13 protein-coding genes are annotated in these 14,283 nt (G+C 42.6%); 8 read left to right on the top strand and 5 right to left on the bottom strand.

Translation table 11 applies throughout. The features are described from left to right. Positions 1-103: 103 nt before the first annotated feature. Positions 104-460: a TraR/DksA C4-type zinc finger protein gene (locus Q1A86_RS18525; protein WP_299810019.1), complete on the bottom strand. Its 357-nt coding sequence runs from the start codon at positions 458-460 to the stop codon at positions 104-106. A gap of 387 nt (positions 461-847) precedes the next feature. Then, on the bottom strand, positions 848-1,792 hold the full coding sequence (gene dusC / locus Q1A86_RS18520) for a tRNA dihydrouridine(16) synthase DusC (protein ID WP_299810016.1): 945 nt from the start codon (positions 1,790-1,792) through the stop codon (positions 848-850). A 385-nt stretch (positions 1,793-2,177) separates the two neighbouring features. Here dusC and Q1A86_RS18515 point away from each other — a divergent pair, with 385 nt between their 5' ends. The 7 genes from Q1A86_RS18515 (at position 2,178) to Q1A86_RS18485 (ending at position 9,218) form a co-directional block, all read left to right on the top strand. Beyond that, a complete protein-coding gene (locus tag Q1A86_RS18515; protein WP_299810014.1) occupies positions 2,178-2,609 on the top strand; it encodes a hypothetical protein in 432 nt (143 codons plus the stop codon). Positions 2,610-2,687: 78 nt separating this feature from the next. Further along, complete coding sequence (locus Q1A86_RS18510) at positions 2,688-3,539, top strand: DUF692 domain-containing protein (protein ID WP_299810011.1); 852 nt, start codon at positions 2,688-2,690, stop codon at positions 3,537-3,539. Further along, the gene (locus Q1A86_RS18505) at positions 3,539-4,288 is read left to right on the top strand and encodes a DUF2063 domain-containing protein (protein WP_299810008.1); all 750 of its coding nucleotides are present in this window, start codon (positions 3,539-3,541) and stop codon (positions 4,286-4,288) included. Before Q1A86_RS18510 ends, Q1A86_RS18505 begins: the two co-directional genes overlap by 1 nt. 282 nt (positions 4,289-4,570) lie before the next feature. Next, positions 4,571-4,939: a YbaN family protein gene (locus Q1A86_RS18500; RefSeq protein ID WP_299810005.1), complete on the top strand. Its 369-nt coding sequence runs from the start codon at positions 4,571-4,573 to the stop codon at positions 4,937-4,939. Positions 4,940-5,194: 255 nt separating this feature from the next. Further along, positions 5,195-5,746, top strand: a complete 552-nt coding sequence (apt, locus tag Q1A86_RS18495; RefSeq protein WP_299810002.1) for an adenine phosphoribosyltransferase — start codon at positions 5,195-5,197, stop codon at positions 5,744-5,746. Positions 5,747-5,944: 198 nt separating this feature from the next. Continuing rightward, a complete protein-coding gene (gene dnaX, locus Q1A86_RS18490) occupies positions 5,945-8,788 on the top strand; it encodes a DNA polymerase III subunit gamma/tau (protein WP_299809999.1) in 2,844 nt (947 codons plus the stop codon). Positions 8,789-8,888: 100 nt separating this feature from the next. After that, positions 8,889-9,218: a YbaB/EbfC family nucleoid-associated protein gene (locus Q1A86_RS18485; RefSeq protein WP_012154758.1), complete on the top strand. Its 330-nt coding sequence runs from the start codon at positions 8,889-8,891 to the stop codon at positions 9,216-9,218. A gap of 142 nt (positions 9,219-9,360) precedes the next feature. Here Q1A86_RS18485 and Q1A86_RS18480 read toward each other — a convergent pair whose 3' ends face one another. The 3 genes from Q1A86_RS18480 to Q1A86_RS18470 form a co-directional block, all read right to left on the bottom strand. Beyond that, positions 9,361-10,611 (bottom strand): site-specific integrase, encoded by a 1,251-nt coding sequence (locus Q1A86_RS18480; RefSeq protein WP_299809993.1) that lies wholly within the window; start codon positions 10,609-10,611, stop codon positions 9,361-9,363. After that, positions 10,611-10,904 carry a hypothetical protein gene (locus Q1A86_RS18475; RefSeq protein WP_299809990.1) on the bottom strand — a complete coding sequence of 98 codons (294 nt, stop codon included), beginning with the start codon at positions 10,902-10,904 and terminating at the stop codon, positions 10,611-10,613. The genes Q1A86_RS18480 and Q1A86_RS18475 overlap by 1 nt, the downstream gene beginning before the upstream one ends. A 944-nt stretch (positions 10,905-11,848) precedes the next feature. Continuing rightward, complete coding sequence (locus Q1A86_RS18470; protein WP_299809987.1) at positions 11,849-12,127, bottom strand: hypothetical protein; 279 nt, start codon at positions 12,125-12,127, stop codon at positions 11,849-11,851. Between the two features lie 783 nt (positions 12,128-12,910). Here Q1A86_RS18470 and Q1A86_RS18465 point away from each other — a divergent pair. Next, a complete protein-coding gene (locus Q1A86_RS18465; RefSeq protein WP_299809984.1) occupies positions 12,911-13,804 on the top strand; it encodes a hypothetical protein in 894 nt (297 codons plus the stop codon). Positions 13,805-14,283 lie beyond the last annotated feature (479 nt).

The following is a 14,283-nucleotide window of genomic DNA, read 5'->3' as shown; positions in this document are numbered from 1 at the left end:
CCTGCAAATGTTATTTATGTAGGTGCATGTATGACCTTACTTCGCAAGCGTTAAATTTTCGCTGAGTGATTAAATTTTTACCCTGATTGTTATTTGAGCACTACTAATGATTGAGTCTTAACTCTTGTCTGTGCTGACGTAGGAACTGCCCACTGCAGCTAATACAGCGTTGTTCTAATGGGTCCTTAGCCAACTGTTCAGGCTCGATATCACTTTCGCAATCACTGCACACGCCGTACAAACCAATCTCAAGTTGACAGCGCGCCGCATCTAGGCTCATCAACTTAATAAATAATGGATGCTCGCATAGGTGAACATCAGTCATAACTTGAATGAGTTCACAAAGAGAATAATCTTGCTGGTCCATTAGCTTGGCTTGCATTTCGGGGAGTGCACCAATCTTTGCTCTTAGTTCCGACTCGATAGCGGATAAGGTTTGTTTGATTTGGTTAGTACTCACAAGATTGCCTACAATTATTGACTTTACGGCTTGTTAGTCTAAACCTGCAGGCGTGACGCGTTATGACTAAGATCAATTCAGCGCTATATTTTGGTGATATCATGCAATAAAATGCTAATTAGCTCACTCAATACGCTGGTGAGCCGGGGAAGGGAAAGATAAGTTATAAATCTATTTCAAGAGGTTTAAGCGATATCAAACAACTTGTAAATAACTTATTGGGATCTTTCTGTAGACGATACTGCTAGCTGATTGCAAACAGTTAAAACAACAGTTAGTCGTTCTTGCCTATGATGATGTGATAGCTAGCTAAACCTCTATTTGCTTGAAAAAATAGAGGTTATTCTCGTGGCTTAACTTTTGAAAATAGAGAGCAATAGATGCTCGTTATTTCGTTAAATTCTCTTGTGCGCGGCGTAAGACATCGATAATTTCTTCAGCCGTTTTAAATACCCTTAGCTCTCTAAATAGTTCATCAGCTTCACTATATTGGCGATTCAGATAACCAAACCACTGTTTGATCCGAGCTGGATAATAAGTACTCTTTCTTCCCTCTAATTCACGGTTAGTATACTCAAGCATGAGATTGAGTGATTGCTCCCAAGTGTAAGAGGCATCGCCTTTTATGTGTGCGGCAAGGTTTGGCAGTGAAATGGCTCCACGTCCGACCATGATACTGTCACACCCAGTTACGCTCATACAGCGCTCGGCATCAGCTCGGTTCCAGATCTCGCCATTGGCAATAACGGGGATGGGTAACTTGGCATTGATGTCGGTGATATATTCCCAATAAGCAGGAGGTTTATAGCCATCGACTTTGCTGCGAGCATGGACGGCTAGTTCACTTGCGCCAGCTTCATAAATTGCTAGCGCATTTTCCATATAGAGTGATTTGTCATTAAAGCCTAAACGAATCTTTGCGGTAACAGGCTGCTCGCTTGGGACTGCATCACGCATCGCTTTCACAACTTTATATAGCTGCTCTGGATATTGCAGCATGACAGCACCGCCATTACTACGATTAACCATCTTTGCTGGGCAGCCAAAATTCACATCCACGCCATTTGAACCTAGTTCCACAGCTCTAACGGCATTTTCTGCCATCCAGTCAGGATCTTGGCCAAGTAGTTGCACCCGTACTGGTGTGCCGGATAGTGTTTGTGCACCGTTTTGCAGCTCAGGGCAAAGGCGATAGAACACTTTTTCAGGCAGCAGTTGATCAACCACACGCACAAACTCGGTGACCATTAGATCATAAGGGTTGATGGCTGAGAGGATCTCTCGCATTAAATCATCTACAACGCCTTCCATAGGCGCCAAAATTATTCGCACTGAACAGTCCAACATATCGGTATTTTTAGAGGCGCTGCATTCTACCTCATCCTAAACTGCCGGCCAAATAGACTTAATCAATTTATCTAGAGTAAATCGATGACAACTTTGTTGCGATGATAAATGTTAATGCCTTGATGCGAAATTCATAGGAGTGAGGGAGCGTCAAATGATGAGCTTTTAGAAAAAAAGTTTGAGTAAACATTCAAATGTGCACAGTTTGTTTGAAGATGATTATTTGACCTACCCGTTTTATTGAGTCATAAATGTGATGAATGTAAAATTTATGAAATTTAATTGTTGGTGAGCGGGTCTAATTTAGCAAGCCAACAAAATGCCTTGTTGGTAACCGATACCATATTGATTATGTAAGAGGGAAGAGATTATGAAATTAGTGAATAAAACTGCAATCACTGTAGCTGTAGGTGCTGTTGTAATGGGAAGTGCTTTAGCGACCAGTGTTCAAGCAAACCCATTTGGCTACAGTGAGATGCAAGCCGGTTACCAGCTAGTAGAGGGCGAAGGTAAGTGCGGTGAAGGTAAATGTGGTGCCGATAAGAAAAAGGCTAAAGAGGGTAAGTGCGGCGAAGGTAAATGTGGCGCCGATAAAATGAAAGCTAAAGAAGGTAAGTGCGGTGAAGGTAAGTGTGGCGCCGACAAGATGAAGGCAAAAGAAGGCAAGTGCGGCGAGGGTAAATGTGGTGCCGACAAGATGAAGGCCAAAGAAGGTAAGTGTGGTGAAGGTAAATGTGGTGGCGAAAAGAAAGCTAAGAAAGAAGGTAAGTGCGGTGAAGGTAAATGTGGCGGCGCTAAATAAGCTTTCTAGGTAGTTATGCGGGGTCAGCATGTGCTGGCCCTGTTTGTTTAGCTGATTCAGATGTAAATGGGCGACAGTATGACACATAGCAGTAAGGTGAATAAGGGACTAGTAGGCTTAGGCCTTAGACGAGAGATGCTGGATGAAATGTGCCAGTCAGTACCGAGAGCGATCGATTTTTTTGAAATAGCCCCTGAAAACTGGATGACTTTGGGGGGGAAGTTTGGCCGCCAGTTTAGAGAGCTCACCGAAAAGCATCAGTTCTATTGTCATGGCCTATCTTTATCGATCGGCAGTCCTGCGCCACTGGATGTTCAGTTTGTTAGAAGCGTCAAAGATTTTTTAGATCTGCACCAGATAGAAACTTATTCAGAGCATTTAAGTTACTGCTCCGGTACTGGACATATGTACGATTTAATGCCGATCCCCTTTACCTCAGAAGCCGTTATGCATGTCGCTCAGCGAGTTAAGCAAGTCGAAGACATAATTGAGCGTCCTTTAGTGCTTGAGAATGTGTCATTTTATGCGGCGCCTGGGGCCGAAATGTCAGAGGCTGCATTTGTTAGCGCGGTCATGCAAGAGGCGGGTTGTAAGATGCTTTTAGATGTTAATAACATCTATGTTAATTCGATTAATCATCAATATGATGCCCTTGAATTTTTAAAGGCGATGCCAACCGATAAAATCGCGTATTTGCATATCGCTGGGCATTATGAGGAGGCTGAGGATTTAATCGTCGATACTCATGGTGCAGATATTGTCGATCCGGTTTGGAAACTACTCGATGCTTGTCACCAGCACCACGGCGTGTTTCCAACCTTGTTAGAGCGCGATTTTAATATCCCCGAAACCAGCGAACTATTACTAGAGATCAACCAGATCCATGACTATCAAAATCGATATTTAGACAGCTTGAAAAGGAGTGCTTAATGAGTTTTGTTAAGGTGCAGCAGAACTTTATGGATTGCATTAAAGATCCTTCTCTTCAGCCCCCAGAGGGGATTGAAGCGCGGCGAATGACAATTTATCGTGAGCTGTTTTTCAATAATATTGATGGTTTTATTTCAAATGCTTTTCCGGTGCTCAAGAGCCTGTACGAGCAGCAAGATTGGTTAAGTCTAGTGCGAAAGTTCTTTGTTACGCACGACTGCCATACCCCGATATTTTTAGAGATCTCTCAAGAGTTTCTGTTATTTCTGCAAACTGAGTATGAAGCTACGGAACTCGATCCTCCCTTTATGCTTGAATTAGCCCATTATGAATGGCTGGAATTAGTCGTAGCCGTTGCCCAAGATAATGTGAGGCACCGATTCATTACATCCAGCGATATTGAGAATAAAAAGCTATGTGTTGCTGCGACCGCTCAAATTGCTCAATATGCTTATGATGTGCAGCATATAAGCCCAGATTATCGACCGCAAGAGGCTGCAACCGAGCCACAATGCTTCTGCATCTATCGTGATGCAGATGATGAGGTGAGTTTTTTAAATTTGAATCCACTTACCGCACAGGTGCTAGCGTATATGTCACAACAAGAAGGTGTTGATTATCAAGAGTTAGTGACTTGGTTAGTGCAAACCTTTACTCAGGTTGAAGCTAGCGTTTTACGCCAAGGTTGTCATCAGTTACTTACTGAGTTGAGCCATAAGGGAATTATTAGGGAATTTATGACTAAATAGACTTCCTATTCCTGTGATGGAACTCTATAATGGCCGCAAAAATTGATCTAGATCAATAAATGCAGTTAACAATAATAAGAGAGGAAGTCATGAGTCAGCCGTTTAAAGACCCATTTAACATTGTTTATTTTATTGGTTTTATTCTTGTAATGCTTATCCCTACATTACCCGCAAGCCTTACTTGGTTGAAGATTGTCGGATTAATTTAATCCGCCTTTAAGCCAAGCTCGGGTATACTAGCCACTCAATACAGAGTGGCTTTTTGTTTTTTAGGATTGATTGATGGCGTTAAAGCGTGGCTTTTTTCTTATTTTCGGACTTTGCAGTCTAGTCTTGGGGCTATTAGGTATATTACTACCTATATTGCCAACTGTGCCGTTTATCTTATTGGCCGCGTATTGTTTTGCCCGTTCTAGTGATAGGCTTTATCAGTGGTTGATGAGCCACCCTTGGTTTGCCGATGCACTGAAAAATTGGCAGGCGCAGGGCGCTATTCGTAAAAGTTTAAAGAAGAAAGCTTATGTAGTAAGTAGCCTGAGTTTTTTAACCAGCATTGCAATTGTGCCTTTGATCTGGGTTAAAGTGATGCTGGCGTGTTTGGGCGCAGGTTTAATTTTTTATCTGAGAAGCATTCCTGAAATCGACGGTTAACCTTCACTGTATTGAGTCATCATATTGAAATTTAAGCTCTATTACGGCTTTAGTTTAAAAAACTCCTCACATAAAAACAATCGAAACACAAAATAGCTAAGACTAAGACTACACTTCTGGATTTACTAGGTTGCAACTCGCTATAAAGCGGCTTAAGCTTGTTGCCGATTTTTACACTTCGATGACATCTATACCGGCATAATCAAATTTTGGGCTGGGGATGTCAGCAAACTAAAGTAGATAAAGTACAGAATTATGGTAATGAATACTGACAGCTTGGCACTAATAAAGAACAGCATTAAAACCATCCCTAATTATCCTAAAGAAGGGATCCTGTTTAGAGATGTGACTAGCTTATTAGAAGATCCACAAGCCTATAAACTCACTATTGGCCTTTTGGTAGAGCACTATAAAGACCAAGGGTTTACCAAGGTTGTCGGTACTGAAGCGCGCGGCTTCTTGTTTGGCGCACCTTTAGCCCTAGAGCTAGGCATTGGTTTCGTACCTGTTCGTAAGCCTGGTAAATTACCAAGAGAGACCATTTCAGAAAGCTATGAGCTTGAATATGGTCATGACGTGTTAGAGATCCATGTTGATGCGATCAATAGTGACGACAAAGTACTCGTTATCGATGACTTACTGGCGACAGGCGGTACAATCGAAGCGACTGTTAAGCTTATTCGCCAGTTAGGCGGAAGCGTAAATGACGCAGCCTTTGTTATTTCATTGCCAGACTTAGGCGGTGAAGAGCGTCTAAAAACGATGGATCTTAAGCTAATCAGTCTTTGTGAGTTTGAAGGCGAATAAGCAGCTAGGCTACTGTGATAAATAGTAGCGATAGGGAAGCGGCAAAACTGTCGATTCTTTATCTTAAAAGGTGAATTAATCACCGTCAAATCGCTCCTTAGACGCTTGAGATAGCATGTAAAACCGTTGCATGCTATTGTTCAAAGATGTCGAGGAGCGTGCTCCCGAAACCATATTCATGACACGTTGGGGAGTTCCATGTCATATCAGGTGTTGGCCAGAAAATGGCGCCCTGCCACTTTTGAGCAAATGGTTGGTCAATCTCATGTTTTACATGCATTAACCAATGCGCTTACTCAGCAAAGATTGCACCATGCTTATCTTTTTTCCGGTACTCGCGGTGTGGGTAAAACCAGTCTTGCACGTCTTTTTGCTAAGGGTTTAAACTGCGAGCAAGGTGTCACAGCCACGCCTTGTGGAAAGTGTTCTGCCTGCGTTGAGATTGCCGAAGGCCGTTTTGTCGACCTGATTGAAGTCGATGCCGCTTCAAGAACTAAGGTTGATGATACTCGAGAACTGCTCGATAACGTCCAGTACAGACCGAGCCGTGGTCGTTATAAGGTTTATCTTATCGATGAAGTGCACATGCTTTCTCGCAGCAGTTTTAATGCCTTGCTTAAAACGCTTGAAGAACCACCTGAGCACGTAAAATTCTTATTAGCGACAACCGATCCACAGCGCTTACCTGTGACTGTTCTATCTCGTTGTTTGCAGTTTAACCTCAAGAGTTTAACGCAAGATGAGATTGCCGCGCAGCTAAGCCATATTTTAACGGCTGAGCAATTGAAGTTTGAAGAATCGGCTTTAACCTTGCTTGCCAAAGCAGCTAACGGCAGTATGCGTGATGCCCTCAGTTTGACTGATCAAGCGATTGCATTTGGTGCAGGACAAGTCACACTCGAACAAGTGCAAACTATGCTCGGTAGCATCGATGAGAAGCATGTTATTGCATTGCTTGAAGCTCTGACTAGAGCTGACATCATGGATTTGATGCAAGTGACGGCAAAAGTGCTGTCATTTGGCGCAGAACCAGAAGAAGTGCTGCGAAGCTTACTTGAGTTATTGCATCAAATTACCTTGACCCAGTTTGCCCCTGCTGCGGCGCAAATGTCACTGTATAGCGAGCAGATCAAAGCGTTTGCACAGCAGCTATCAGCTGAGCAGGTACAACTTTACTATCAGTTGCTACTGACGGGGCGTAAAGATTTGCCTCATGCACCCGATCCAAAATCAGGACTCGAGATGGCACTGCTTCGTGCGGTAACCTTCATACCTGAAAAGCCGGTGACGCGCTGGGCGGTAGAGTCGAAAGCCGAAGTCAATATACCTGAAGTCGGTGAGACTCAAGCCACCGTTAAAGCAGAGTCAATTCCCCCTGCTTTGACAGGCCACGCTCAAACGACGATAGACTCTGCGCAAGCAGAAAAAGCGCTAGTTACAGAGACAAGTGCTTCAAAGACGTCTGCTACTGAAGCTCTGAACGCTGAATTTAAATCGACTGCGCAGAAAAAGCCACTAGATAAGCCTGTAGAGACTATTTTGGCTAACGCTAATGCTCATGTTACTGAGTCGAACAGCGAGCCGCTAACTCAAGACCATGCGGTGTTAGAAGAGCCTGATGCAAGCCTTAACAGCGAGTTGGCCATGATAATGAGCCAGGCTCAGAGTCAGGGATTTAATCAAGCTGAAACGACGACAGAGTCAGAAGCTGAGCTTCCTGATGATGCTGATACCGAAGTAACTGACGCCGCAGAGAGCGTTGAGAATACTAATGAGGCCTCAGCGCGAACAGAGCCATCAGCGCAAACAGAGCCTTCATTGCAAGCCAAGTCCCAATATCTATCAGAGACTCAGCGTTTTGTAGATAAAGAACAAGCCAGTGCTTCCAACGAAAACACAGGTTATGCAGATTACAGCGATGATGATTTAGCATCATATGCCGATTATGCCGGTGCCTATGATGGTTCCAGCCATGATTATGGTTTCGATAATGGTGACGATCTAAGTTATCAGGTCAATCAAGAGCCATCTCAGCCTCAAGATGATGAAGCCCAAGAACAGACTCAGTCCGTGACTTCGCCAGTTAGCTCGATTGCGCATGCAAGCCCCGCTTCGGGGGATGACCTTTTGGACGCCGTTCTTGCAGCCAGAGCCACTTTACTTGAGGGACTAGGAGAGGACGATCCTAAGGAGGAATCCTCAAAAAAGTCTTTAGAGGTTCGTAAACCTTTTACTCCTCCGGCGCGAAAGCAGCCCGAAGTAAAGGATAGCGACACTAGGTCTATAGATAGCCTTGAATCAACTGAAGAGCAAATTCAACAACTAGATGATGCTAGTCAGTCCGAGATTATCGACAGGCCACCTTGGGAAGAGCCTCACGAGCAGGATCCTTGTGCGCGATTTGATGACTCGACAGCCGAGGGGCAAACCGATGAGACTAAAGCCACCGATGAAGAAGTAAACCTAGGTGCGTTTAATGCTAAGCCAGATGAAACGGCAGCAGAGCAAACAGAAGTTGATTCATCTCCTGTTCAGGATGCTGAGCTAAACTTACCTGTATTACCCAGTGGTGATTTGACGGGAAATGAAGTGGACCTAAAATGGTATCGCTTTATGTCAGAGCTAGAAGTTGGCGGGCGAGTGCGTCAGTTAGCGGTGAACTCAGTTTGCCATCAATTTGAACAACCGTTATCGTTATTATTAAAGCCTGATCAAAAACATCTGGCGGCAGATGTTGCTATCAAACAGCTTGAAGAAGCGATGAGCGCCGCTCTAGGTGAGCAATGCAGTGTGAGTGTGACTGTTGGTGCTGATCATGACCGAGAAACGCCACTTGAAGTGAGAAGACGCTTCAATAAAGAGATTTTACTACAGGCACATCACGATCTGATGACCGATGAAAATGTGCGCTGGCTGACCCAGAATATGGGAGCACAGATGACGGACGATTCGTTAACTTATGCGCCAGAGCTATTGGTACAGAAAGGAAAACAGATTGAGTTGATCGATATTGCGAACTTTAAGCGGTTAACTGAGTCATAATTTTTACAATTGAATTTCAGCTTTCATTGCTAATCATTGGTTTTTTAGTAAGATTAGCCCACTTTATTTGTTGTGATAAATAATAGAAGAGAATTAGAGTATGTTTGGAAAAGGCGGTATGGGCAACTTGATGAAGCAAGCCCAGATGATGCAAGACAAAATGGCTAAAGTGCAAGAAGAGATCGCACGTATGGAAGTAACTGGCGAAGCCGGTGCTGGCCTAGTTAAAGTCACAATGACAGGTTCTCACAGCGTACGTAAAGTAGATATCGACGCAAGCCTGCTTGAAGACGATAAAGAAATGCTAGAAGATCTTATCGCAGCAGCTTGTAACGATGCAGCGCGCCGAGTAGAAGAGAATCAAAAAGAGAAGATGGCCGAAGTGACTGGCGGTATGCAACTACCACCAGGCATGAAGATGCCATTCTAGGTTTAAGTTGCTGTTTTAATAGTGTATTTACGCTATTAGATTGGAGGGGGCCAAATAGGGGCCAAATCCGAGCGATTAAAAACAAAAAAAGCTCAAGCAATTTGCTTGAGCTTTTTTGTTTCTGCTTACGAATTTTTGATTGCTAGTAGGCCTGATTTAACTTGTCAGCTAACTCATTGACGTAGTCTGGTTTCTCCGCTTTGATCCATTTGCCATAGATCTTGCGGATCATTCCCCAGTCAGAATGTCCCATCTGTTTAGCTAGCCAGGATGGCTCAGCTCCTACCATCAATAGCTGACTGGCATAGGTATGCCTTAACTGATATGCAGGCCTATGAGCTAACTCAGCTTTTATTAGCCAATTCTCCCACTGCTTGGGAGTAGTGGATAATTCAGGCCTGAGATAAGGCTGATTGTTTCTGCTTAGAAATACGCGTCTGCGTTTGATAGTTTTTGATTTTTGGTTTTTATAATAAATGGTCTCATTGCATGCAGGTGTACTGAAAGTATGATTTTTTTGCTCAATGAGTACTTCCATAGCTTTTGGAAGTAGTTCGATTTCTCTATGACCGGCAACTGTCTTTGGCGGCTTTAAATTACCTTGGCGTGTCAAATTGTACTTAACACGGATTATTCGTTTTTCGAAATCAATATCCTCCCACGCTAACGCTTTTAGCTCGCCATGACGCATACCTGTCCATGCCAACAACTCTACCATGCGCTTTGTTTGAGGAATGTGAATAACGCTTATGAGCCGGCACAACTCCTTTTGTGAAAATGGTAGTACTAGGCTGTCTTCATCATCAAGGTTGATATCATCCTTAACAAGCTTCTTAAGAGATTGAATTGGGTTTGATTTTATGTATTTCTTGTCTAAAGCATGGCTTAAAACTTTACTGAATGTGTTCGTGTATTCCTTGACGGTTGAATCTTTGCATTCTGTGACAGTCTGCTGCCGAGCCTTATTAAGTACGTCAGTAGTGATTTCAGAAATTGGCCGACCCAAAAGTTTATGTCTATTTAACCAGCTTTTAGCTGACGCTAATTTTTCTCTTGTGGAGTCAGTAAGGATGTTAGCACTCTCAGCTATATACTCTTCGAAGCAAACAGCAACAGTGATATTAGGGCAATAGTTTATGCTGTTCGTTGGAAAGTGCTTTGTCCAAAAAGCATCGGGGTCAAGCTTATACAAACCATTTACGATATCTTGTTTGATATTTCCCAGTGTAATCTGAGCAAAATTTATATTTGCTTTTGTGACAGGAATAGCAAGAGAGCGCTTTATCGGGCTAGAACGCTCAGGGACTTTAAACTGAACACGAAGATTACCTTTGTGTTCAGTTACTCCTTTAGCTTGCTTTAAAAGTGCTTCAATAGCTGGGGATAGGGTCACTACAGATATTCTCTAAAGGCTTTAACGTTAACGAGGATCTCGTGTCCCTTTGCTTCTTGTTTCCATACAATACCCTCTGGCATTGGCTTCGTTTTGCTTTTCACCCTTTGGCGAATAGCACAGGCAGTTTTCGGCTTCATGTGGAATGAGGCCTCCATAGTTGTCATCCATCGATCTTCAGATTTTGCTTTAATAGAGCGAAGCTCTTCTGTCAGTTGAAAGATTTTGGCTGTTAGCCATTCGATCTGTTCCTGACAAGATTCCATCGGTTTATGATAGGTTGCAGGTGGCAAAATTATGAATCTCCTCGGTTTCTAATAGTAATAACGAACAAAGTTACTCGGACTAGTGAGCGGATTTGCTAGAACCCTATCCACAAGTAGAGGGGGAGTTTGATTGGTCTATTTGAGATTTTAGCTGCATCATTTTCCTTAGCATGTTGTTTTTATGCGTTTTTCTTTGTGACTAAGTAGTCACTACCTTGAGGTTTCTTATAACCGAAAAATTTTACGCGTTATTGTTGTTTATTTGTGTATCTTGTTGAAACTTATTAAATCCTATCAGGTGTAAAAATTATCTGTAAAGTGTTTTGTGTTTCGTTGTTTTGCATATAAAAGTGTCATATTGCATAATTATTCATATGTTGGCGTTTTGTTTATTTCGATAATTCTTCATTTTTAATAAGATTTTCAAAAAAACTGAAAAGCATAAAGCACGAATTAAACGAGCATTTCTAAAATGAGATGTGCCTTTCAGCTGCAAGTAATGTTCTTTACTGATTGCCGTTTTTTGTAATCGGAGATTGTTAGATATTCGTTATGGGCGGTTTGAACTTTGTAAAATTAATTTTTTAACGCTTTCTGGGAGAGTGTTGGTTTTACCGTTTTCCGTTTTTATTCTCTGAAACAACCACAAGATAGTAGATGCCAATTACCATGACAAAAGCAGGTATTAGAAAGTACATACATTCTCCATAGGGTGGGAGCCCACCTTAAATTATTCGAAAAAGGATAAAGTAGCTGGCACGCCATAAGTTCACTTTGCTCGGGGTTTGCGTGCAAAGGGCTTTGTATGCTGAAGCACCAAGGGTCAGCTTGCAGCTACCTATGCTATAGGTGCAAAGGTATCGAATATCGTCTGTTTCAACATAAAAAGAGAATAACCAGAACAATAATATCGCGCCGACTACTAGCGGGATGCTCATTGTCTGGTTTAAATTTAATTGTTTTCTTGGCATTTAAAAGTCATCAAATCCAGAGCTAAATGAGTCGAAGCTGCTGTCGCTGCCAAAAGAGCTATCAAATGAACTGCTACAAGAGTTGTCGAAAGTGCTATTTAAAGAGTTATCAATGCCGCAACTCATAGAGCCGAAGCTGGTATCGATTGAGGTGCAACTCGTATCTATAGATGACTCGGTTACACCGTATGGATTGCCTTTAATATCGACTCCGCTATTAGTCACCATAGGTGTGCCATCGACATTAACTTGCGGTCCGTTGTTTGAATTTGTACCCATATTCATCTCCTGATTTTGCTGCTTAAATGTTCGTCACTGTCTATACACATTAATGAAAAAATGTTAGATTACAAACTTGTTTGACTGAACTGTCAGCAACAAAAAGTTTGGCGTTTTACCTCGAGTTATTCATCGTTTTTTCTTCAAAAATCCCACAAAAATTTCCCATTACGTCCTAACGAAAGTGAGCTTTTAATAGCAAAAATCGGCACGAGTTTTTGTGACAATAGAGCATGTGAAACATGCCATCAGCTCGCGTATTTGGATGGATACGAAGTATCGATTCAAAGGAGCAACGCGCATGTACAGCTGGTCTGTACTAACCGTATTTCCATTTTGCTTCAGCAAAATTTAGCCTCACATTTGGCACAAATTGATGGCTAAACCATTTGCCTTTTCGTCAGAAAAGCACAGCGTCGAAAGAGGGAACAGAGGTGGAACACATCCCCTCGTCGTAAGCGGTGAAAATGCGGTTAGTACAGAGCGTAGCGAGATACATGCGCGTTTAATGTCTTGAAAAGCTAGAGCGTAGCTCGTAAGACAGTGGCGATGACGAGTCATCAGAGCTGGCGGGCTATTCAAGGCATATGGATGTGTCACGAAGTGATTCATTCATCAGGCAAAGCCTGGCTTGGTAGCGATACCTATCGCTATTTTCATCCCGAGAGGGAGAAATAAGCATTTCGGAATAAAAATCAGCACTTTTTTGCCTGAACAGGCATTGTTTGTGTTTTAAGTTTCTACCTCTTGATAACCATGTTCAACACAACAACGGATATCAAGATGAATGAGCAAATAAATACAATCCAACGGCTAAATCAAACAGTAGAAATGGCAGCAGAAATAGCGCTGTTATACCAACCTTATATCTCTATGCCAATGCACTATCAACCAGGAACAAGCAACAATCAGATTGGTAAAGATAGGCGTGTATTAACGATGAAAATCATCACTCGTTTCGGCCTAACATCACCAACGATTATCAGCTGGCTTTATGGTATTTCACATCGGCTTGCATTAGAGCATTTGAACAAGCTTGTTAGCGAGAAATTACTAAGCCTTGTTATCACACATCGTTCTATCGATGGACGCGTTTATGTGCTCGATTATGCGGGGGCGAAGTACGCCGAAGAGTTGTTATCTGTTGCGGTCTATTTTCGCGCTGGTGAGCCAAGCTTACGAGTCAACCAAAACACCATTATGCACGACCTTATGATGCAGTACGTTCTGCTTAAAGGTGTGCACAATCAAACAAAAGACAAGATAGCTAAACCCTACTGGTATTCGTTTGTCACTGAGCCTGAATTTAAGCGGCAATTTAAATCCAATGATGTGCGCAATGTCGACGGTATAGCGTTAGAGCCTGATGGCACAATCGCAGCGATTGAAATTGAGCATTCATTTAAGACTAAGGCTGCAAGGCAAACCATCCTCTTAAAGTGGCTGTATGGTCTTAAGCATGGCTATTACAGCAAGGTCATGTTGTTCTCGCAATCACTGCAAATCTTCAATGACATAAAGAGGCTGCATAGCCAACTCTATGAAGAGATGCCAAGCCGGTTTGATAAGAAAACGCGACAGGTGTTACTAAACCATGAGGATGCTGCACTACTCAAAGCCAAGACCGTGCACCGAACGGTGCTGTGTGAGGAATTGACTGATAGGTTTTATAGATAATGGAAGGGAAGAAAGGGCGCCGAAGCGCCCGATCCCATAATTGTGCTAGCGATGCCTCGCAACGTAAATGCCTTATCCGCTTTCGTGTCAGGCATTCAACACAGACTATCCCACTAGTACTCGATCTCTCAGTGTTCGCTTTTATTGGGACACAATTACTAGGCCATGAGAGTTGTCGCTTAGAGCGTTATGATGATTCAAACCGCTCTAATAGTAGTTAAGCTCGTCATTAGAGAATTTTTCTATTTGTACTCATTTTTAAGGCACTAGAACCAGGAACATAGTAAGTAGGCTAAACACAAGTAGAAGAAACATAGGTAGAAGAAGTGTAGGTAGAAGGAAAGTAGATGGAAGGAAAGTAGATAGAAGGAAAGTAGATAGAAGGAAAGTAGATGGAAGGGGAGTAGATAGAAGGAAAGTAGATAGAAGGAAAGTAGATAGAAGGAAAGTAGATAGAAGGAAAGTAGATAGAAGGAAAG

Source organism: uncultured Shewanella sp. (assembly GCF_947497935.1).
GTDB lineage: Bacteria > Pseudomonadota > Gammaproteobacteria > Enterobacterales > Shewanellaceae > Shewanella.
Note: the sequence above shows the minus strand (reverse complement) of the source record. Positions and strands in the feature narration are given on the sequence as shown.

Bases quoted from the DNA above. Each gene is read 5' to 3' on its own strand.
- Q1A86_RS18515 (WP_299810014.1), top strand. From the start codon at position 2,178: ATGAAATTAGTGAATAAAACTGCAATCACTGTAGCTGTAGGTGCTGTT.
- Q1A86_RS18510 (WP_299810011.1), top strand. From the start codon at position 2,688: ATGACACATAGCAGTAAGGTGAATAAGGGACTAGTAGGCTTAGGCCTT.
- Q1A86_RS18505 (WP_299810008.1), top strand. From the start codon at position 3,539: ATGAGTTTTGTTAAGGTGCAGCAGAACTTTATGGATTGCATTAAAGAT.
- Q1A86_RS18500 (WP_299810005.1), top strand. From the start codon at position 4,571: ATGGCGTTAAAGCGTGGCTTTTTTCTTATTTTCGGACTTTGCAGTCTA.
- apt (WP_299810002.1), top strand. From the start codon at position 5,195: ATGGTAATGAATACTGACAGCTTGGCACTAATAAAGAACAGCATTAAA.
- dnaX (WP_299809999.1), top strand. From the start codon at position 5,945: ATGTCATATCAGGTGTTGGCCAGAAAATGGCGCCCTGCCACTTTTGAG.
- Q1A86_RS18485 (WP_012154758.1), top strand. From the start codon at position 8,889: ATGTTTGGAAAAGGCGGTATGGGCAACTTGATGAAGCAAGCCCAGATG.
- Q1A86_RS18470 (WP_299809987.1), bottom strand. From the start codon at position 12,127: ATGGGTACAAATTCAAACAACGGACCGCAAGTTAATGTCGATGGCACA.
- Q1A86_RS18465 (WP_299809984.1), top strand. From the start codon at position 12,911: ATGAATGAGCAAATAAATACAATCCAACGGCTAAATCAAACAGTAGAA.